This is a genomic window from Rhodovulum euryhalinum (assembly GCF_004342445.1).
In the GTDB taxonomy this organism is placed as follows: Bacteria; Pseudomonadota; Alphaproteobacteria; order Rhodobacterales; family Rhodobacteraceae; genus Rhodovulum; species Rhodovulum euryhalinum.
The window spans coordinates 200,480-219,057 of the sequence record NZ_SLWW01000007.1 but is presented as its reverse complement, the minus strand read 5'-3'; the positions used below and the strand labels follow the sequence as shown (position 1 = coordinate 219,057).

General features: G+C 67.9%; 24 protein-coding genes, 1 tRNA gene and 1 other RNA gene. 13 read left to right on the top strand and 13 right to left on the bottom strand.

The genetic code is table 11. The features are described 5' to 3' along the window. Positions 1-190: 190 nt before the first annotated feature. Both EV655_RS10550 and uxuA read right to left on the bottom strand, forming a co-directional pair. Complete coding sequence (locus EV655_RS10550) at positions 191-1,672, bottom strand: mannitol dehydrogenase family protein (RefSeq protein WP_132544576.1); 1,482 nt, start codon at positions 1,670-1,672, stop codon at positions 191-193. Further along, positions 1,669-2,877, bottom strand: a complete 1,209-nt coding sequence (gene uxuA / locus EV655_RS10545; RefSeq protein ID WP_132544574.1) for a mannonate dehydratase — start codon at positions 2,875-2,877, stop codon at positions 1,669-1,671. Before uxuA ends, EV655_RS10550 begins: the two co-directional genes overlap by 4 nt. Before the next feature lie 101 nt (positions 2,878-2,978). Between uxuA and EV655_RS10540 the strand changes: the two genes are divergently transcribed. The 5 genes from EV655_RS10540 (at position 2,979) to EV655_RS10520 (ending at position 7,601) form a co-directional block, all read left to right on the top strand. After that, positions 2,979-3,719 carry a GntR family transcriptional regulator gene (locus EV655_RS10540; RefSeq protein WP_132544572.1) on the top strand — a complete coding sequence of 247 codons (741 nt, stop codon included), beginning with the start codon at positions 2,979-2,981 and terminating at the stop codon, positions 3,717-3,719. After that, the gene (locus EV655_RS10535; RefSeq protein WP_132544570.1) at positions 3,716-4,687 is read left to right on the top strand and encodes a TRAP transporter substrate-binding protein; all 972 of its coding nucleotides are present in this window, start codon (positions 3,716-3,718) and stop codon (positions 4,685-4,687) included. Before EV655_RS10540 ends, EV655_RS10535 begins: the two co-directional genes overlap by 4 nt. Before the next feature lie 68 nt (positions 4,688-4,755). Further along, the gene (locus EV655_RS10530; protein WP_132544568.1) at positions 4,756-5,259 is read left to right on the top strand and encodes a TRAP transporter small permease; all 504 of its coding nucleotides are present in this window, start codon (positions 4,756-4,758) and stop codon (positions 5,257-5,259) included. Between the two features lie 3 nt (positions 5,260-5,262). Continuing rightward, positions 5,263-6,540, top strand: coding sequence for a TRAP transporter large permease (locus EV655_RS10525; RefSeq protein WP_132544566.1), 1,278 nt, complete (start codon positions 5,263-5,265; stop codon positions 6,538-6,540). Between the two features lie 8 nt (positions 6,541-6,548). Continuing rightward, positions 6,549-7,601 carry an L-idonate 5-dehydrogenase gene (locus tag EV655_RS10520; protein ID WP_132544564.1) on the top strand — a complete coding sequence of 351 codons (1,053 nt, stop codon included), beginning with the start codon at positions 6,549-6,551 and terminating at the stop codon, positions 7,599-7,601. Positions 7,602-7,756: 155 nt separating this feature from the next. Here EV655_RS10520 and EV655_RS10515 read toward each other — a convergent pair whose 3' ends face one another. Then, positions 7,757-8,779 (bottom strand): P63C domain-containing protein, encoded by a 1,023-nt coding sequence (locus EV655_RS10515; RefSeq protein ID WP_132544562.1) that lies wholly within the window; start codon positions 8,777-8,779, stop codon positions 7,757-7,759. A gap of 84 nt (positions 8,780-8,863) precedes the next feature. After that, positions 8,864-9,100 carry an RNA-binding protein gene (locus EV655_RS10510; RefSeq protein WP_132544560.1) on the bottom strand — a complete coding sequence of 79 codons (237 nt, stop codon included), beginning with the start codon at positions 9,098-9,100 and terminating at the stop codon, positions 8,864-8,866. Positions 9,101-9,287: 187 nt separating this feature from the next. Here EV655_RS10510 and EV655_RS10505 point away from each other — a divergent pair, with 187 nt between their 5' ends. Then, positions 9,288-9,713 (top strand): acyl-CoA thioesterase, encoded by a 426-nt coding sequence (locus tag EV655_RS10505; protein ID WP_132544558.1) that lies wholly within the window; start codon positions 9,288-9,290, stop codon positions 9,711-9,713. A gap of 91 nt (positions 9,714-9,804) precedes the next feature. Continuing rightward, positions 9,805-10,212: a GFA family protein gene (locus tag EV655_RS10500; protein WP_132544555.1), complete on the top strand. Its 408-nt coding sequence runs from the start codon at positions 9,805-9,807 to the stop codon at positions 10,210-10,212. A gap of 12 nt (positions 10,213-10,224) precedes the next feature. Here the strand turns inward: EV655_RS10500 and EV655_RS10495 are convergent, their stop codons facing one another. Continuing rightward, positions 10,225-10,464, bottom strand: coding sequence for an Lrp/AsnC ligand binding domain-containing protein (locus EV655_RS10495; RefSeq protein WP_132544553.1), 240 nt, complete (start codon positions 10,462-10,464; stop codon positions 10,225-10,227). 137 nt (positions 10,465-10,601) lie between these two features. On the opposite strand from EV655_RS10495, the gene hisB reads away from it, so the two are divergent. Next, positions 10,602-11,189, top strand: coding sequence for an imidazoleglycerol-phosphate dehydratase HisB (gene hisB, locus EV655_RS10490; protein ID WP_132461013.1), 588 nt, complete (start codon positions 10,602-10,604; stop codon positions 11,187-11,189). A gap of 4 nt (positions 11,190-11,193) precedes the next feature. Continuing rightward, on the top strand, positions 11,194-11,832 hold the full coding sequence (gene hisH / locus EV655_RS10485) for an imidazole glycerol phosphate synthase subunit HisH (protein WP_132544551.1): 639 nt from the start codon (positions 11,194-11,196) through the stop codon (positions 11,830-11,832). A 28-nt stretch (positions 11,833-11,860) separates the two neighbouring features. On the opposite strand, the gene EV655_RS10480 is transcribed toward hisH, so the two are convergent. Together EV655_RS10480 and EV655_RS10475 are read right to left on the bottom strand one after the other, a co-directional pair. Further along, positions 11,861-12,472 (bottom strand): CDP-alcohol phosphatidyltransferase family protein, encoded by a 612-nt coding sequence (locus EV655_RS10480; RefSeq protein WP_132544549.1) that lies wholly within the window; start codon positions 12,470-12,472, stop codon positions 11,861-11,863. 75 nt (positions 12,473-12,547) lie between these two features. After that, positions 12,548-12,624 (bottom strand) — tRNA-His (locus tag EV655_RS10475). Between the two features lie 119 nt (positions 12,625-12,743). On the opposite strand from EV655_RS10475, the gene EV655_RS10470 reads away from it, so the two are divergent. Continuing rightward, the gene (locus EV655_RS10470) at positions 12,744-12,965 is read left to right on the top strand and encodes a DUF6324 family protein (protein ID WP_132544547.1); all 222 of its coding nucleotides are present in this window, start codon (positions 12,744-12,746) and stop codon (positions 12,963-12,965) included. Here the strand turns inward: EV655_RS10470 and EV655_RS10465 are convergent. Continuing rightward, positions 12,955-13,413 carry an MmcB family DNA repair protein gene (locus EV655_RS10465; RefSeq protein WP_132544545.1) on the bottom strand — a complete coding sequence of 153 codons (459 nt, stop codon included), beginning with the start codon at positions 13,411-13,413 and terminating at the stop codon, positions 12,955-12,957. The two genes, EV655_RS10470 and EV655_RS10465, sit on opposite strands and share 11 nt — an antisense overlap. A gap of 77 nt (positions 13,414-13,490) precedes the next feature. Between EV655_RS10465 and ssrS the strand changes: the two genes are divergently transcribed. Further along, a non-coding RNA gene (gene ssrS, locus EV655_RS10460) (6S RNA) lies at positions 13,491-13,647 on the top strand. A 31-nt stretch (positions 13,648-13,678) separates the two neighbouring features. On the opposite strand, the gene EV655_RS18650 is transcribed toward ssrS, so the two are convergent. Continuing rightward, the gene (locus EV655_RS18650; RefSeq protein WP_165905321.1) at positions 13,679-13,855 is read right to left on the bottom strand and encodes a hypothetical protein; all 177 of its coding nucleotides are present in this window, start codon (positions 13,853-13,855) and stop codon (positions 13,679-13,681) included. Further along, a complete protein-coding gene (gene hpt / locus EV655_RS10455) occupies positions 13,852-14,391 on the bottom strand; it encodes a hypoxanthine phosphoribosyltransferase (protein ID WP_132544543.1) in 540 nt (179 codons plus the stop codon). Before hpt ends, EV655_RS18650 begins: the two co-directional genes overlap by 4 nt. Positions 14,392-14,460: 69 nt before the next feature. On the opposite strand from hpt, the gene EV655_RS10450 reads away from it, so the two are divergent. Together EV655_RS10450 and EV655_RS10445 are read left to right on the top strand one after the other, a co-directional pair. Next, a complete protein-coding gene (locus EV655_RS10450) occupies positions 14,461-14,919 on the top strand; it encodes a type II toxin-antitoxin system RatA family toxin (RefSeq protein ID WP_132544541.1) in 459 nt (152 codons plus the stop codon). A gap of 67 nt (positions 14,920-14,986) precedes the next feature. Beyond that, positions 14,987-16,291 (top strand): MmgE/PrpD family protein, encoded by a 1,305-nt coding sequence (locus EV655_RS10445; RefSeq protein WP_132544539.1) that lies wholly within the window; start codon positions 14,987-14,989, stop codon positions 16,289-16,291. 12 nt (positions 16,292-16,303) lie between these two features. On the opposite strand, the gene EV655_RS10440 is transcribed toward EV655_RS10445, so the two are convergent. The 3 genes from EV655_RS10440 to EV655_RS10430 are packed head-to-tail and all read right to left on the bottom strand — an operon-like array spanning position 16,304 to position 18,416. Continuing rightward, a complete protein-coding gene (locus EV655_RS10440; RefSeq protein WP_132544619.1) occupies positions 16,304-16,777 on the bottom strand; it encodes a CinA family protein in 474 nt (157 codons plus the stop codon). A gap of 2 nt (positions 16,778-16,779) precedes the next feature. After that, complete coding sequence (locus tag EV655_RS10435) at positions 16,780-17,274, bottom strand: phosphatidylglycerophosphatase A family protein (RefSeq protein ID WP_132544537.1); 495 nt, start codon at positions 17,272-17,274, stop codon at positions 16,780-16,782. After that, on the bottom strand, positions 17,271-18,416 hold the full coding sequence (locus EV655_RS10430; protein ID WP_132544534.1) for a bifunctional 2-C-methyl-D-erythritol 4-phosphate cytidylyltransferase/2-C-methyl-D-erythritol 2,4-cyclodiphosphate synthase: 1,146 nt from the start codon (positions 18,414-18,416) through the stop codon (positions 17,271-17,273). The genes EV655_RS10435 and EV655_RS10430 overlap by 4 nt, the downstream gene beginning before the upstream one ends. Positions 18,417-18,578: the final 162 nt, after the last annotated feature.

The following is an 18,578-nucleotide window of genomic DNA, read 5'->3' as shown; positions in this document are numbered from 1 at the left end:
GGTGGTCCTCGGTCTGCGGGTCCGCGCCCCGGATGCCGGGACTGGCGGATGGATCTGGGAACCGGGCACTCGCTATCGCTGCGGCACGCGCCGCGCCGCAGTCACGGGTCCGCGCGGACATCAACACCGAGTATGCGGCGAGTCCGGCTTCGGGGCAATGACGACGCGCAACGCGCGGTTCGGGCCGGCCCTACGCCTCGGCGCTGCGGGCGGCGCGGTCCTCCTCGGCAATGGCAGCTTTCATCCCCTGCGCCAGCATGCGCTCCAGCCGCCCGGTCACGGCGGCGGTCCAGGACGCGCTGTCGCGCAGCGCCCGCGGGAAAAGGCCCGGCAGCGCCATCAGCGCCCGGACCGTCTCGGCCGGCGTGTCGGCCAGCGCCGCGCGCAGCGCCTCCTCGCGCGGGTCGCGCAGGTCGTGGGCGGTGCCGTCCTCGCGCATGCCACGCACATAGCGCATCCAGGCGGCGGTGGCGAAGGCGAAGGCGTCGATCGGCTGCCCTGCCTCCAGCGCAGCAACCGCCGGGGCAAGGATGCGCTGGGGCAGTTTCTCGGTGCCGTCCATCGCGATCTGAAAGGTCGCGTGGCGCAGATGAGGGTTGGCAAAACGGCCCATCAACGCCGCGGCATAGGCCTCGAGATCGACATCGGGCAGCGGCGGCAGTGTCGCGGCGGCCGCCCCCAGGTGACGATGGACAAGCCGGGCCAGCGCACGATCCGCCATGACATCCGCGACATGGGCATGCCCGGCCATGAACCCGGCATAGGCCAGCATCGAATGTGCACCGTTCAGCATCCGCAGCTTCATCTCTTCATAGGGGCGCACGTCGGATACGAACAGCGCGCCCGCCGCCTCCCAGGCCGGGCGGCCGGTGGGAAAGTGGTCCTCGATCACCCATTGGCAGAAACTCTCTGCCTCGACCGCAGCCTCGTCGAGACAGCCGGTCATCTGGCGCGCCGCGGCGCGCGTGGCCTCGGTGCTGGCCGGGGTGATCCGGTCGACCATGGTGGCGGGAAAGGCCACTTCGGCGGCGATGTGGTCTGCAAGATCGGGCGCGGCATGGCGCGCGAAATCGACCAGAAGCCCGCGGACAAGCGCCCCGTTGTCGGGCAGGTTGTCGCAACACAGCACGGTGAAGGGTGCAACGCCCGCCGCCCGCCGCAGGCCCAGCGCCAGGATCAGCAGGCCCGCAACGCCGATGGGCGCGTCCGGGTGCAGCAGGTCATGCGCGATCGCCTTGTGGCCGCGGTCGATGCCGCCGGTCGAGCGGTCGACCCCATAGCCCTTTTCGGTGACGGTCAGCGAGACGATGCGCGTGGCGGGCGCAGTCAGCGCGTCCATCACCGCCGCCCGGTCCGGCCCAAGGCAGAGCGCACGCGCAATCGCGCCGATCACCCGCGCCCGGCTGCCCTTGGAGTCCCGTTCGATCAGCGTGAAAAGCCCGTTCTGGGGGCCGAGTTGCAGGGTGGGCTTGGGGCTGCGCAGGCTGACGCCCGCGATCCGCCAATCGCCGGCCGCGACGGCCAGCGCGGTATCGGTATAGGGTGCCTGATGCGCCTTGTGGAATGCGCCAAGCCCCAGATGGACGATCCCGACGCCGTGCGCGGACGGCAGATAGCCCGGCCGCGCCACGCCCTTGGGCAACCCGTCAAGCGTGGTCAGCCGCGGGGTCATGCCATCACCCGCGGCGCCAGCGCGGCGATGATGCCGCGCAGTTCCGCCAGCCCCTTGAGCCGCCCGATCGAGGGATAGCCCGGCTGCGCCCGGCGGCCCAGGTCGTCGAGGATGTCCTGCCCGTGGTCGGGCCGGAACGGGATCGACCAGTCGGCGCGGCCCGCCTTGCGGCGCCGCGCCTCTTCGCGCAGGGCCGCCTCGACCAGCGCCACCATGTCGGTATCGCCGCCCAGATGCTCGGCCTCATGGAACGAGCCGCGAATATCGGGGCTTTCGCGTTTCACGTTGCGCAGGTGCAGGAAATGCACCCGCTCGCCCAGCCGCTCCATCATCCCCGGCAGGTCGTTGTCGGGCCGCGCGCCCAGCGAGCCGGAACACAGCGTGATGCCGTTCGCGGGCAGGTCCACGGCGCGGGTCACCGCGCGGAAATCGGCCTCGGTCGACATCACCCGCGGCAGGCCCAGCAGCGGCACCGGCGGGTCGTCGGGGTGACAGCAGAGCCGCAGCCCCAGCCGCTCGGCGGTGGGGGCGACCTCGGCCAGGAAGTCGATCAGATGGGCGCGCAGCCGGTCCGGGCCGATCCCGTCATAGAGCGCCAGTTGCGCCCGCACGTCCTCCAGCGAGAACCGCTCGGCCGCGCCGGGCAGGCCAAAGACCACGTTGCGCGCCAGGTGCGTGCGGCGGTCGTCGTCCATCGCCGCGAACCGCCGCGCGGCCTCGTCCCGCAGCGCCGCGTCATAGTCCTCGGCGGCGCCGGGGCGGGCGAGGATATGCAGGTCGAAGGCCGCGAAATCAGCCAGGTCGAAGCGCATGCAGGTCGCGCCATTGGGCAGCCGCCAGGCGAGGTCCGTGCGCGTCCAGTCGAGCACGGGCATGAAGTTGTAGCAGATCACCTCGATCCCTGCGGCCGCGAGGTTTTCCAGGCTCTGCCGGTAGGCCGCCAGATGCGCGCGCCACGCGCCCGTCTGCCGCTTGATGTCCTCGGACACCGGCAGGCTTTCGACCACGTCCCAGGCCAGCCCGGAGGGCGAGCCGTCGGCCATGACCGCGACTTCGGCCTGCCGCCGGGCGATCTCGTCCGGGGTCCAGACCGCGCCGGTCGGCACATGGTGCAGCGCGGTCACGATGCCTTCGGCACCCGCCTGCGCCACATGGTCGATGGGCACCAGATCCCGCGGTCCGAACCAGCGCCAGGTTTGTCTCATCTCGTTCTCCCAAGCCTCGGCCAACAGCCCCTCTTAGCACGATCAAGGTTTGTCTACTAGTATGGCAGTATGGTAGACCCCCGACGGGAGGGACTCGAATCATGCTTGCCGAGGATGCGCGCGGCTGGGGGCTGGATGCGGCATTGCCGATCACGCCGCAGATCTACCGCCATCTGCGCGAACGGATCATCCGCAGCGATCTGAAACCCGGCAACCGGATCTCCGAAGCCGAAATCGCGCGGGCCTGCGATGTCAGCCGCCAGCCGGTGCGCGAGGCGTTCATCAAGCTGGCCGAACAGGGGTTGCTGGCGATCCTTCCCCAGCGCGGCACCATCGTCAGCCGCATTGCCTATGCCGCGGTGCTGGACGCCCGCTTCCTGCGCGAGGCGATCGAGGCCGATATCGTCGCGATACTCGCCCATACCCCCGACCCAGCCCTGATCGCCGAGTTGCGCGCCCAGATCGCGCGGCAGCGCGAGACCACCGAACCAGCCGGGTTCATGCGCCTTGACGAGGCCTTTCACCGGACGCTGGCCGAGGGCGCGGGCAAGGGCGGCGCGTGGAAACAGGTCGAGGGGCTGAAATCGCAGATGGACCGGGTTCGTTTCCTGTCCTTCGGGCGGTTTCCCATGGCCAAGCTGATCGACCAGCACGCCGCCATCGTCGACGCGATCGCGTCGGGCGACATCCCCCGCGCCAACGCCGCGATGCGTGGCCATCTGCGCGAGATCCTGGGGGACCTGCCCGAGGTGATCGCCGCCAATCCCGAATTCTTCGACCTGCCGGCCGGGCCCCTGCCCCTGCCGATCAACGCACCCATCCAAGGAGGAGTGGAGACATGACGTTCACCTGGAAGACCACCACCCTGGCCGCGTCCGTCGCGGCGCTGCTGGCCCTGCCCGTCCACGCGCAGGACATCACACTGAAACTCGGGCACCTGGCCAACGAGGACAACCCCTGGCACCTCGCCTCGGTGAAGTTCGGAGAGGAACTGGCCGCGCTGACCGGCGGGCGGATCGCCGTCGAGGTGTTCCCGAACGAAAGCCTCGGCAAGGAGATCGACCTGATCAACGGCATGCAGCTTGGCACCGTCGACATGACGATCACCGGCGAGAGCCTGCAGAACTGGGCGCCCATGGCCGCGCTTCTGGCGGTGCCCTACGCCTATCGCTCGATCGAGCACATGGACGAGGTCGCCAGCGGCGAGATCGGCGACAGGATCGAGGCGCAGATCGTCGAAAAGGCCCAGATCCGGCCCGTCGCCTATTTCGCGCGCGGCCCGCGTAACCTGACGTCGAACCGCCCGATCACCTCGCCCGACGACCTGAACGGGCTGAAGATGCGGGTGCCGAACGTGCCGCTCTTCGTCGATGTGTGGAAGGCGCTGGGCGCGAACCCGGGGCCGATGGCGTTCTCCGAGGTGTTCACCTCGCTGCAGAACGGCACCATCGAGGCGCAGGAGAACCCGCTGGCGCTGATCCGCTCGGCCAGTTTCAACGAGGTCCAGAGCCACGTGAACCTGACCGAGCATGTGCGGTCCTGGATCTATCTCGCCATCGCCGAGACGACCTGGGCCAAGCTGTCCGACGAGGACAAGGCCGCGGTGATGGAGGCTGCGGCGCGGGCCCAGGCCTATGAGCGCGGGCTGTTCGAGGAAAGCGTCGCCGCCGACCGCGCCTTTCTCGAGGAAAAGGGCATGACCTTCGTCGAGGTCGATGGCGCCGCCTTCCAGGCCAAGGCCAAGGATGCGGTGCTGGCCAACGTCAACGACGAGATCCGGCCGATCGTGGAAGGGCTGTTCGCGCAGTAACCTGCCGGGACAGCCCGGCCCGGCGCCACTCCCGGGGCGCCGGGCCGGCTATGTGACAAGGACACGCCGTGCCAGCCGCCGAACGCCTGATCCTGATCCTGACATGGCTGGCCCGGCTTGGGGCGGGGCTGGCCTTTGCCGTGTTGATCGGCACCGTACTGATCCAGGTCTTGGGCCGCTTCACCGGCATCGCCCCGGTCTGGACCGAGGAACTGACCCGCTATGCGCTTCTCTTCATGGTGGCTTTCGGGGCGGGGCTGGCGTTCCGCAGCGGTGATCTGGTCAATGTCGACGTGATCTGCGAGTCGCTGCCCGGCCGCGCGCCCTGGGTCTTGCGCCTGCTGGCGGCGGCGGTGACCGCGGGGCTTGCGCTTTACCTGCTGCCGCATGCCTGGCGCTATGTCGCCATCGGCAGGATGCAGACCTCGCCTGCGCTGGGGGTGCGGATGGATGCCGTCCACGCCTCGGTCTGGCTGATGCTGGCGCTGCTGGCGGTCTTTGCCGGGCTGCGCGTCGTCGGCATGCTTGCGGGCACCGAAACCGGCAAGCCCGAGAAACCCGAGGAGGAGTAGGCCTTGGATGTCGCTGTCCTCTTCGCGGTCTTCATCGGCGGGCTGGTCGTCGGCATCCCGGTGGCGATCACGCTGGGCGTCTCGTCGCTGGCCTATCTCCTGCTGGCGGGGATCCCGCCGGTGGTGATGCCGCAGAAGATGTATGCCGGGATGGATGTCTTCGTGCTGTTGTCGATCCCGGGTTTCATCCTTGCGGGCAACCTGATGAACCGCGGCGGCATCACCCAGCGCATCATCCGCTTTGCCAATTCGCTGGTCGGCTGGATCCGGGGCGGGCTGGGGCTGACCAACATCGCCGCCTCGATGCTGTTCGGCGGCATCACCGGCACGGCGGTGGCGGACGCGGCCTCAATCGGCGGCGTGATGATCCCCGGCATGAAGAAGGCGGGCTACCCGGCCGATTTCTCGGCTGCCGTGACGGCGGCCTCATCGACCGTGGGGCCGATCATCCCGCCCTCGGTGCCGATGATCATCGTGGGCGCGCTGTCCGGCATCTCGGTCGGGCAGATGTTCCTCGCGGGCGCGGTGCCGGGCATCCTGATGGGGCTGGCGATGATGGTGACGGCCTATGTCATCTCGGTCCGCAAGGGCTTTCCCCGCCAGCCCTGGCAGGGCGGGGGCGAGGTGGCACGGGCCTTCGGCGGCGCGGTCTGGGCGCTGGCGATGACGTTTCTCATCATCTACGGCCTCTTGTCAGGGCTGGCCACGCCGACCGAAACCGCGGTCGTCGCCAGCGTCTATGCCTTCTTCGTCGGTGCCTTCGTCTACCGCGAACTGCCCATCCGCAAGGTGCCGGGCATCGTGGTGGACAGCGCGGTGTCCGCCGCGGGGATCCTTGCGCTGGTGGGGTTCGCCAACGTCTTCGGCTGGATCCTCGTGTCCGAACGCATCCCCCAGGCCATCGCGGACGGGGTGCTGTCGCTGACCGACAACCGGATCCTGGTGATCCTGCTGATCAACCTGCTGCTGCTCTTCGTGGGCATGTTCATGGAAACCATCGCGGCGCTGATCATCCTGTTCGTGCCGCTGCTGTCGCTGGCGCAGGCGGTGGGGATCGACCCGGTCCACTTCGCCACCTTCGCGGTGCTGAACCTGATGATCGGGCTGACCACGCCGCCCGTGGGCGTCTGCCTCTTCGTCTGCGCGGGCATCGCGCGGCTGCCGCTGGCGCCCGTGGTCCGGGCGATCCTGCCCTTCCTGCTGACCAACATCCTGGTGCTGCTGGCGGTGTCCTATGTCCCGCCGCTCGCGACCTGGCTTCCCTCCGTCCTGATCGAATGAGGCATCCGATGGACACCCGCGTCTGCATCCTGCACGGGCAGGGCGATATCCGCATCGAAACCCGGCCCGTCGCCCCGCCCGGCCCCGGCGAGGCGCTGGTCGCCATCGGCGCAGGCGGCATCTGCGGCAGCGACCTGCATTATTTCCAGGACGGCGGTTTCGGCCCGATCCGGGTGCGCGAGCCGATCATCCTGGGCCACGAGGCCGCGGGCACCGTGCTGGAGACCGGCCCCGGCGTCACCGGCCTTGCCCCGGGCACGCGGGTCGCGATCAACCCCAGCCGGCCCTGCGGCCAGTGCGCCTATTGCCGCGAGGGGATGCCGATCCACTGCCTTGAGATGCGGTTCAGCGGCTCGGCCATGCGCTTTCCCCATGTGCAGGGCCTGTTTCGCGACCGGATCGTGGTGGACGCCGCGCAATGCGTACCGGTGGCCGAAGGCACCAGCCTGAGCGAGGCCGCCTGCGCCGAGCCGCTGGCGGTCTGTCTTCACGCACACCACATGGCCGGGCCACTGTCGGGCCTGCGCGTGCTGGTGACCGGCGCGGGGCCCATCGGCGCGCTGGCCGCCGCCGTCGCGGCCGAGGCGGGCGCGGCCGAGGTGGTGGTGACCGATCTGCAGGACCTGCCGCTGGACATCGCCCGGCAGATGGGGGCCACCCGCACCATCAATGTCGCGGCCGAGCCCGGCGCGATGGCGGACTACGCCGCCGACAAGGGACATTTCCACGTGGCCTTCGAATGTTCGGCGGCGGCGCCCGCGCTGGCCTCGGCCATCGCCGCGCTGCGCCCGCGCGGGCGGCTGGTGCAGGTCGGGGTGACCGGCGATCTGCCGATCCCCGTCAATGTCGTCGTCGGCAAGGAGATCACGATCCAGGGTACCCACCGGTTCGATACCGAATTCGCCCAGGCCGTCGCGATGATCGGCGCAGGCCGGATCGACGTCCGCCCCATCGTCACCCGCACCTGCCCGCTGGACGAGGCCGAGGCCGCCTTTCGCCTGGCGAGCGACCGGACCCGGGCGGTCAAGGTGCATCTGGGCTTTGGTAGTGTCTCAGTTTGAATCTTTATGAGTGCGCTTTCTGTATGGACCGCGCCTCTTGGGTTCGGCTGATAGAGCGCATCGACATGCCTTTAACCAGTATGTTCAGGATCATTACGCGCTTATGGGTGGGCAGCTTGTTCATGCTCCTAATATATGAAACTTAGTGCTTACCGTCACGCATTTTGATCAAGATCAGGGAATAACTCCATCTGATCTGACGTCTTGTGCGGCGCAGCCTCAGGGAACGCTCGGTAGAAGCCGCGATCAAATTGCCTCTTATCTTGAGATGCCTCGCCGATCCCGACGACCTGCCAAAGGTGCTGCCGGAAAGCGTTCATGCCGATCTCTTCCGTCAGGTACTGGAAGAACTTGTGACGTCGGCCACCGTTATCGTAGACGACCGGGTTTTTCTCTTCGAGCCTTTCGAGGATAGCCCCATTGCTGTTTGCCAAGGGGTAGTAGACGTACTTGCGGATAAACTTCCCAAAGAACTGAGGATGTCGTGTCGAATCGGGCTTCTGCCGCTTCAGACCATACAGGCGGTAGATCATGTCGAAGAACTTGTCCGGGAACTCTTGCTCCCACTGACGGAACTCCGCCCGAATGAATTTGTCGAAGAGCTTGCGATACTCGTCTTTCGTCTTGTCCTGGTAGCCGGTCGCCTCATCTACGAGCGAAATGATGCCCACTTTAGCGGCGGATCGGATGATGAACTCAGCCTGGACTGCCAAAAATCTCTGCGATGACGCTAACTTACCCTCGTTCCGAGCCTCAATCAGAGCATCGCAAACCTCAATCAGTATCTCGGCCTCGCATCCATATGCCAGATCTCCATTCAATGGCTTAAAATAAATAGGATTTTCGACTGCATCTATGACTTTTTGGCTCAGCGCGGATCTTACCCCCTTCCGTGCCATTGTTCGGGAGAAAATGTTGCCACCCTCAGACTTCATCCCGAGCGCCCGGCCCATGGCTCTCATGCTGATGACGCGCCGACGATCATTGAGTACGTAGACATCGAGGCCCACGTCACCGATTTGCAACACACCATCCGAAACGGCTTCAGCTATGCGACTGGGGTCCTTTACCTTCGCCCAGCGCGACTGAGCCGCCTTGGTGGCGATGAGACTCCGCTCCTCCTTGGAGAGGCGCTTCGCCCTCTCCATTCCACCGCGGCTTTGGCGATCATCCGGCATATATCTGCACCATGCTTGCTACAATGCATGGTTCTATATGCTTGCTGCGTATGGTCTGCAAGCATTTTCGCTAGCGAATCATCATCAGTGCTTGCTGAGCCATAGTTTGGCGGCGGCTTTCCTGGCGATCTCAGCGCGCCGTTCGGGCGTCATACTCGACGCCCGAGCCTTACCGCCCTTGCGACCCATCTCCTGCACCGCCTTGTCCTTGCCATCGTCCTCTGGCGTGTCGGCTTCCTCACCCGTGGCAATCCTGGCGATCTTTACGGCGTTTCCGATCACGTCTGCGAGGCGCTTCTGACCTTTGGGTCCGGTGGGCATGGTGTCTCCTGTATGCGTTGCGCTAAGCTTACATGTGAGGGGCCGCCCCGCACGGTCAAATTTCAAACTGAGACACTACCTGGGCTTTGGCCCCGGCTGACGCCTTGCCGTGCCGGGTGTCTTTCCCCCGCGCGGCCAAGCCGCTATAGGGCGCGCGACCCCTGCCAGCCACGAGGAGCCCGCGCCCATGCCCGACCTGACCCCTGAAAAGGGCGAACCCGTCATCCGCACCATCGCCATGCCCGCCGACACCAACCCCGCGGGTGACATCTTCGGGGGCTGGCTGATGGCGCAGATGGACCTTGCCGCGGGCAACGTGGCCGCGCGGGTGTCGCGCGGTCGGGCGGCTACCATCGCCGTGGACGAGATGGAATTCCACAAGCCCGTGCAGGTCGGGGACGAGGTGACGCTTTATGCCCGGCTTCTGAAGGTGGGGCGCAGTTCCATGCGGATAGAGGTCCGCGCCTGGCACCGCCCGCGCTGCCAGGAATGGACCGAACAGGTCACCCGCGGCGTGTTCACCTTCGTGGCCATCGACGAGAACGGCAAACCCCGGCCTGTGCCGCAGGATGCGGTGCCCAACGACCTGAAGGAACCGGCGAAGGACGCCTGACCGCGCGACCTGATCCTGCGTCCGGGTGCGGCGACCGGAAAACGCCCCGGCGCACCGCGGGCGCAGTCACGACCCCAGAACGAGGCCCCCGATGGACGAACTCGCAAACGGACAGTGCCTGTGTGGGGCCGTGACATTCCAGATCACGGGGCCGTTCGACAGCTTTTTCCTGTGTCACTGCGCGCGCTGCCGCAAGGACAGCGGCTCGGCCCATTCGGCGAACCTGTTTTCTTCCCGGGCGACGATCACCTGGCTGTCGGGTCAGGAAAACACCAGAACCTTCCGGCTTCCCGGCTCACGGCACGTGAAATGCTTTTGCATGCAATGCGGCTCGGCGCTGCCCTTCGCACAGCCGGATGACGGCGGGATCGTCGTGCCGGCGGGGTCCCTCGACAGCCGGGTCGAGATCCGGCCCGACGCGCATATCTGCTTCGCCAGCCGCGCGGAGTGGGACGACGATCTGGCAGCGTTGGACAAGATCGACGGGCTTCCCGGCTGAACGGCCCGCCCCTCAGAACGCGTTGAATGTCAGCGTCGTCAGCGACCGTTCGATGCCGGGAATATCCAGCAGCCGGTCGTTGATATACTTGCCGATATCCTCGCCCTCGGGAATGTACAGCTTCAGCAGCAGGTCGAACTCGCCGCTGGTGGAATACAGCTCGGAATGGATCTCGCGCAGCACGATATCCTCGGCGACGTCATAGGTCTTGCCCGGGCGACAGCGCAGTTGAACGAAGACACAGCTCGACATCTGGGGGCTCCTCTCGGCATCTCGGCCAGACCCTATTGAGGCCGTCCCGCCCCGGCAAGCGGCAAAAGCCGCGCCCGGGGCTGGAAGGGCGCGGGGCCGCGGTGTAAGGGAGGCGCACAGCAGAAGGAGGCGCGCCCATGCGGCAGGCCAGCATCACCCGCAAGACGGCGGAAACCGATATCGCGGTCGAGATCGACCTCGACGGCAGCGGCGCCTATGACATGGCGACCGGCGTGGGGTTCTTCGACCACATGCTGGACCAGCTGGCGCGCCACTCGCTGATCGACATGCGCATCCGCTGTGCGGGCGACACCCATATCGACGACCACCATTCGGTGGAGGACGTGGGCATCGCGCTGGGTCAGGCGCTGGCACAGGCCCTGGGCGACAAGCGCGGCATCCGCCGCTACGGCGCCTGCCTGTTGCCGATGGACGACGCGCTGGTGCGCGCGGCACTCGACCTGTCGGGGCGGCCCTACCTGGTGTGGAACGTCGATTTCCCGACGGCCAAGATCGGCGGGTTCGACACCGAACTGGTGCGCGAATTCTTCCAGGCGCTGTCCACCCATGGCGGCATCACCCTGCATGTCGACGCCCTGCACGGGATCAACAGCCACCACATCGCCGAGGCCGCGTTCAAGGCGGTGGCGCGCGCGCTGCGCGAGGCGGTCGAAACCGACCCGCGCAAGGCCGACGCGATCCCGTCGACCAAGGGGGCGCTGTAAGGGCATGCTGACCGTCATCGTCGATTACGAGTCGGGCAACCTGCACTCGGCCCAGAAGGCGTTCGAACGCGTGGCGCGCGAACAGGGCGCGGGCGAGGTTCTGGTGACCTCCGACCCCGACACCGTGCGCCGCGCCGACCGCGTGGTGCTGCCCGGCGACGGCGCCTTTCCCGCCTGCCGGCGCGAGCTGTTCGACCATCGCGGCCTGTTCGAGGCGATCGAAGAGGTGGTGGTCACCGGGGGGCGCCCCTTCCTCGGCATCTGCATCGGCATGCAGATGATGGCGACCCGCGGGCTGGAATACAGCGAAACGCCGGGCTTCGACTGGATCGGCGGCGAGGTGGTGCGCATCGACCCCGCCGATGGCGCGCTCAAGGTGCCGCATATGGGCTGGAACGACCTCGTGATCGACGCCCCCCACCCGGTGCTCGACGGGGTCACCACCGGCGATCACGCCTATTTCGTCCACTCCTACCAGTTCCGCGTGGCCGACCCTGGCGATCTGCTGGCCCATGTCGATTACGGCGGGCCGGTCACCGCCATCGTCGGGCGCGGCACCATGGTCGGCACCCAATTCCACCCCGAGAAAAGCCAGGCCACCGGCCTTCGGCTGATCGCGAACTTCCTGACCTGGGCGCCCTGAGCACGGGCCACGCGCGGGTTTCCGGCGCTCAGCCTGGCGGAAAGACCTTGCGCGCCAGCAGCACGCGGCTGAGCGCGGTCACGAAGCACAGGACGCCGAAGCCCCAGGCGAGCGGCGCGAACCAGTATGGCCACAGGCAGAGCGCCACGAAAAAGACGATGGTCTCGGTGCCTTCGAGGATCCCGCCGGTGAAGTAGAGCGACTTCACGCCGCGCGCCCGCGTCTCCATCCCCCGCCGCTCGGCCAGAATCGCAAAGCCCAGAAACGTCGCGCCGTTGATGTAGAAGCTGGTCAGCAGGAAGGCCCCCGCCGCACCGTTCGCAGCCGGGTCCAGCACCACGAAGCCCAGCGGCACCGCGCCGTAGAACAGGAAATCGCTGACGATATCGAGATAGCCGCCGAAGTCGGTCTTGCGGGTGGCCCGCGCCACCGCCCCGTCCAGCCCGTCCGCCAGCCGGCTGGCCAGAAGCGGCCCCAGCGCAATCCCCGGCCAGCCCAGCGCGATCAGACAGGCCGCGGCGAGGCCCAGCACCAGCCCCGCCAGCGTCACCGCATCCGCGGTGACCCCGCGCGCCGCCAGCGCGCGGCCCAGTCGGTCGAGCGGCGGGTCGATCAGCCGGCGCATCGCTCCATCAAGCATCCCGGTTCCTCCTCGGACCATAGCTGTCCGCGGAACAGGGCCCAAGGCAAGGGGCATGACGGTGAATTGAGTGAATGGTACCGCCTCCCCGGCTTGAACGGGGGACCTCTGGATCCACAATCCAGCGCTCTAACCAACTGAGCTAAGGCGGCACTGTGCGGGCGATTTAGCGTCCCCCGGCCCGCATTGCAAGCCCCGTTGTCGGCTTGCGCTTGCCAGCGCGGGGGTGACGCGCTAACCCACATCGCCTGACATTTCCGAGGGGGCCGCCATGGGCATCGACAAGGAGAGCGACATCTCCGCCAACCTGCAGATCGGGCCGACAAGCCTGGGCATGGTGCGGCTTTATGTCGAGGGTGACGGGATCGAGCTGCCGCTGGATTTCGACCCGGACGAGGCCGAGGAGATCGCCGACGAACTGCGCGCCGCCGCCGCGAGCGCCCGGGCAATCGGCGCGAAACCGGCGAAGACTCCGCCCCGGCCTAAGGGCTGAGCGCCGGATCCTTCAACGCCTGCAGCCGCAGCGCCGCGTGGCGCGCGAATTTCTGCGTGACAACCTTGCGCCGTGCCCCCGCAAGCCGCGTCTCGGGCGCCTCGCGCAGGATCTCGGCGCCGTAGGCATCCGCCACGATCAGCCCGGTTTCGACGGGCAGGAGGTCCACCGGGAAATCCTGACCCACCGCCCAGAAGAACCGGTCACACCAGCCGAGATAGCCCTGCCACTTGCGGTCCGCGGCGTAATCCGCCCGGCACGACTTGCATTCGACGATCCAGATCTCGCCCTTCGGTCCCAGCGCCATCACGTCCACCCGCAGGCCGCCCGCGGGCACCAGTTCCTCGACACAGGCAAAACCGAGGTCGCGCAAATGCCGGCAGACGCCGCGGGCGATCTGCTGGCCGGGGGTCAGCGCGGGGGACGAAAGGTGGGTCGCGGGTTGCATGGCCTGCATGATGAACAATCCATGAACACCTGGCAAGTCTTGCAGCCGCCCCCGCCCTGCCCTATCTCATCGGTCAGGCGGTTCTGCCCTTCCCGTGACGAGGTCAAATTCCGGTGGCCTTAAGCAAATCCGAGGGAGCTGGCTCTGTCCGGGCCCTGGCCCGGTTACCTGGTGCCCACCTGTATGAACAGGTCCTCGGGAATGAGTTGCCTCTACGGTCGTGGTGGTCCCGCCCCTTTCCCCCGCCGCACCGCCCGGGATGGCCTCAGGGCTGGATGGTCCCGCGCGCGCCGGACGTCACCCCCAACGCATCGGGCAGGCCGACCAGCCACTCGACCAGCACCAGGCAAAGCGCGACAACACCCGGAACCAGCCGCACGCGGGCCGCACCGGGCGGGTTCTGCGCCCAGCGCCTTGCGCGCAAAAGCCAGTGCAGGGTCATCCGGTGAACCGGACCGAACCGATATAGGGCAGGTTGCGGTTGCGCTGGGCAAAGTCGATGCCATAGCCCACCACGAATTCGTCCGGGATCTCGAACCCGACCCAACTGGCCCGAACCTCGATCTCGCGCCGCGACGGCTTGTCCAGAAGGGCGCAGGATTCCAGCCGCCGGGGCTTTTTCGCCTGCAACAGGTGCAGCACATGGGCCAACGTATGCCCGGTATCGACAATGTCCTCGACCACCAGCACGTCGCGCCCCTCGATCTTGCCGCGCAAGTCCTTGAGGATGCGCACCTCTCGCGAGCTTTCCATGCCGCTGCCATAGGACGAGGTCTCGATGAAATCGACCTCGACGGGCAGGCGCAGTTCGCGCACGAGATCGGCGATGAACACGAAGGAACCGCGCAACAGCCCGACCACCACCAGCTTGTCGGTATCGGAAAAATGCCGCGTGATCTCGCCCGCCAGCGCCTCGACGCGCGCCGCGATCGTCTTGGCCGACAGCATCTCGTCTATGACATAGGGTCGCTCACCCATGCCTTCCCCCTTGATTTCGGCCGCTCACTAGCAGAAATGGCAGCCCACTGTCAGCAGACAAACGGGATCATGCCCAGACATTCCGAAAACCGCGAGATGCCCTATACGGCCCGGCAGATGTATAATCTGGTGGCCGACGTGGCGTCGTATCCCGAGTTCCTGCCCTGGACGGCGGCGGCACGCATCCGCCGGCGCACCGATTTCGGCGATCACGAACTGATGGAGGCGGATCTGGTGATCTCGTTCAAGGTGTTCCGCGAACGTTTCGGCAGCCGGGTGACGCTGTGGCCCAGCCTGCACCGGATCGACACCGAATATCTGGACGGGCCGTTCAAGTACCTGAAATCCTACTGGCATTTCGAAGACGTCGCCGAGGGCCGCTGCAAGGTCGAGTTCTTCGTGGATTTCGAGTTCAAGAACCGCGTGCTGCAAGGCGTGATCGGCGCCGTGTTCAACGAGGCGATGCTGCGCATCGTGCGCGCCTTCGAATCCCGCGCCGAGGCGCTTTACGGCACCCCCGCCGCCTGATCCCTGCCCCCTCTTGCCGCCGCCGCCCGCCCGCGGCAGGGTGCGGCGCATCAGGATGGAGGGGGCTATGGAAATCTCCGAACGGCTCGCGGGTTTCGCGGCGGGCGCCGCGCCGGGCGAGGCTGCCCGTGCGATGATGCGGCTTTCGGTAATGGACTGGGCGGCCTGCGCGATCGCGGGCGCGGAGGAACCCGTTTCCCGGATCGTCCGCGCGCTGGTGCTGGAGGAGGCGGGTGCGCCGCAGGCCGCGCTGGTGGGCGATGCAGCCCGCGTGCCCGCCCGCGCGGCGGCGCTGGCCAATGGCGCGGCGGCGCATGCGCTGGACTACGACGACACCCATTTCGCCCATATCGGTCACCCCTCGGTCGCCGTGGTGCCTGCGGCACTGGCGCTGGCGCAGAAGACCGGGGCGGACGGGGCGGCGTTTCTCGATGCCGCGCTGGTGGGCGTCGAGGCGTCCATTCGCGTCGGTGTCTGGCTGGGGCGCGGGCATTACCAGGTGGGGTTCCACCAGACCGGCACGGCGGGGGCCTTTGGTGCGGCGCTGGCCGGCGCGCGGCTTCTGGGGGCGGACGGGGCGCTGGCGCTGGGGATCGTCTCGACACTCGCCTCGGGGCTGAAATCGCAGTTCGGCACCATGGGCAAGCCCTTCAATGCCGGTCACGCCGCCGCCAGCGGGGTGGAGGCGGCGCTGCTCGCCGCGCGGGGCTTCACGTCGAACGCGCAGGGCCTTGAAGGGTTGCAGGGCTTCGGGGAAACCCATGCCGGCGTGGCGGACGAAGGCGCGCTGGACGGGCTTGGCGAACGCTGGCTCTTCGAGACCGTCAGCCACAAGTTCCATGCCTGTTGCCACGGGACCCACGCGATGATCGAGGCGCTGCGCGGCCTGCTGCCGCTTGATGTGGACGCCGTGACGGCGATCCGGGTCGTGACCCATCCGCGCTGGCTGCGCGTCTGCAACCAGCCCGCGCCCGACACCGGGCTAGGCGCCAAGTTCAGCTACCGGCTGATCGCGGCGATGGTGCTGGCCGGGCGCGATACCGCGGCTCTGTCCACGTTCTCGGACGCCGCCTGCGCCGATCCCGCGCTGATCCGCCTGCGCGACCGGGTGCGGGTCGAGGCCGACGAGACGCTGCCCGAGACCGCCGCCCGGGTGATCGTCGAGACCCGGGAGGGCCCCCGGGAGGGCGCGCATGACCTCGATGCGCCGCTGCCGCTGGGCCTGCGGTCGGACAAGCTGCGGGCCAAGGCGGCGAGCCTTCTGGGCCGCGAGACGGCGGCGCGGCTGGAGGCGGTCTGCATGGCAGGCGCCGGTCCCGACCCCGAGGCGCTGGCCAGGCTGCTCTCGCAGGAGGCGGTGGTGCCGGCCTGAGCGCCGGGCGCCTCAGGCCCCGCCCAGCGCACCGATCAACAGGTCCAGCGCTTGATCGCGGCTGGCGGCCCGCACGCGGTCGCGGCCAAGCGCGCCGAACTCAACGGTTTCGGTGGTGACCGCTGCGCCCCGCCGGGCCAGGGCGAAACAGACCCGCCCCTCGGGCTTGTGCTCGGACCCGCCGGGCCCGGCGATGCCGGTCACCGCGACCGCCAGATCGGCCTCGGACCGGGCCAGCGCGCCCGCCGCCATCTCGGCGGCCACCTCTTCAGAGACCGCGCCATGGGCGGCAAGCGTTTCCGTCCGGACGCCCAGAAGCGCCTGCTTGGCGGCGTTCGAATAGGTGACGAAGCCCCGGTCGAACATCTTGGACGACCCGGGAATGTCGGTGATCGCGGCCGACACCATTCCGCCGGTGCAGCTTTCGGCGGTGGCGACCAGCAGCCCGTGGTCACGGGCCAGGGCCACGAGGGTTTGCGCCTTGATGTTCACATCAGCAGGATATGCCAGATCGCCGCCATGGCAAGCACCACCAGCGCCGTGGCAATCCCGGCAAGGACATCGTCCAGCATGACGCCCAGCGCGGTCTTCTGCCGGTCCGCCCAGCCGATCGGCCCGGGTTTCCAGATGTCGAACAGGCGGAAGCCGAGGAACGCCGCGATCCAGCCCGGGTAGAGGTCGAGTATCCCCACCCCGGCGGCGGCGGCACCGAACGAGACCGGCAAAAGCGCGATCCACATGCCCGCCACCTCGTCGATCACGTATTCCGACAGGTCGGGATCGGCGGCCCCGGGCGAAGCCGCGCCGATCGCCCACCAGCCCGCGGCAAGAACCGTCAGTGTCGCCGCCACGGCAAGCCAGGGACCGCCCAGGACGTGCAGCGCCCAGAACAGCGGCAATGCCGCCAGCGATCCCCATGTGCCCGAGGCCGGCCGCAGAAGGCCAACGCCGAACCAGGTGGCGACGAAGCGCGCCGGGCTCAAGGCCGCACCAGTGTCACCGAGGCCAACGCCGCGATGCCTTCCTCGCGGCCGGTAAAGCCAAGTTGCTCGGATGTGGTGGCCTTGACGCTGATCCGGTCGAGATCGATCCCCATCAACCGCGCCATCTCGGCGCGCATCGCGCCCGCCACGGGGCCGATCTTGGGCCGCTCGCAGATCAGCGTGAGATCGGCATTGGCGATCCGGTAGCCGCGTTCGGCAGCGCGCGCCACGGCATGCTTCAGGAAGATCTCGGAGGCCGCGCCCTTCCATTGCGGGTCGGAGGGCGGGAAGTGCTGGCCGATATCGCCATCCGCCAGCGCGCCATAGATCGCGTCGGTCACCGCATGCATGCCGACATCGGCATCCGAATGGCCCTTCAGCGCCTTGTCATGCGGCACCTTCACGCCGCACAGGATCACCCCGTCGCCCTCGCAGAAGGCGTGCACGTCGAAACCGTTGCCGGTGCGAATGTCCATGGTCTTCTCCCGCAAGACCCGCTCGGCGCGGGCAAAATCCTGTCTATGGGTGATCTTGAGGTTGTCCTCATCCCCCTCGACGATGGCCACGTCAAGGCCCGCGGCCAGCGCCACCTCGACATCGTCGGCGGCACCCCCTGGGTGGGCCGCATGCGCCGCCCGGATCGCGTCGAGGTGAAAGCCCTGGGGCGTCTGCGCGCGGAACAGCCCCTCGCGCGGATGGGGGGCCAGAACCCGACCGCCCTCGCCCCGCCAGAGCGCGTCGGTCACCGGCAACGCCGGTGCGGCCCCCGGGCAGGTGTCGAGCGCCGCGATCACCCGGTCAATCAGCGCGGGGGCGACCAGCGGGCGCGCCCCGTCATGGATCAGCACGCGCGTGGTGCCGCGGGGCACCGCCATCAGCCCGGCCTGCACCGAGGCATCCCGGGTCGCGCCCCCGGGCACGGTAACGGCGGCTAGATCGAGCCCGGCCACCGCTTCGGCGAAAAGATCGGCATCGTCGGGATGAAGCACCACGACCAGCCCCGAAACGGCGGGATGCGCGGCAAAGGCCGCGACCGTCCGGCCCAGCACCGCGCGGCCCGCAAGCGGCTGATATTGCTTGGGACGGTCGCCGCCCACCCGGGTACCCCGCCCCGCGGCAACGATGATCGCCGTGACTGTCATGCCCTGCCCCCGAACCGCTTCGCGCCTCTTTAGGCGGGGCTGCGCTGCGGGGCAATGGGGCAAAAGGACGAGGTTGACTGCGTAAATTTTAGGCAATCGCCGTTTCATGCCTCGCGCGTACCGCCCCCCGATTGTATTTCTGCGGGCCGCAAGCTACATCCA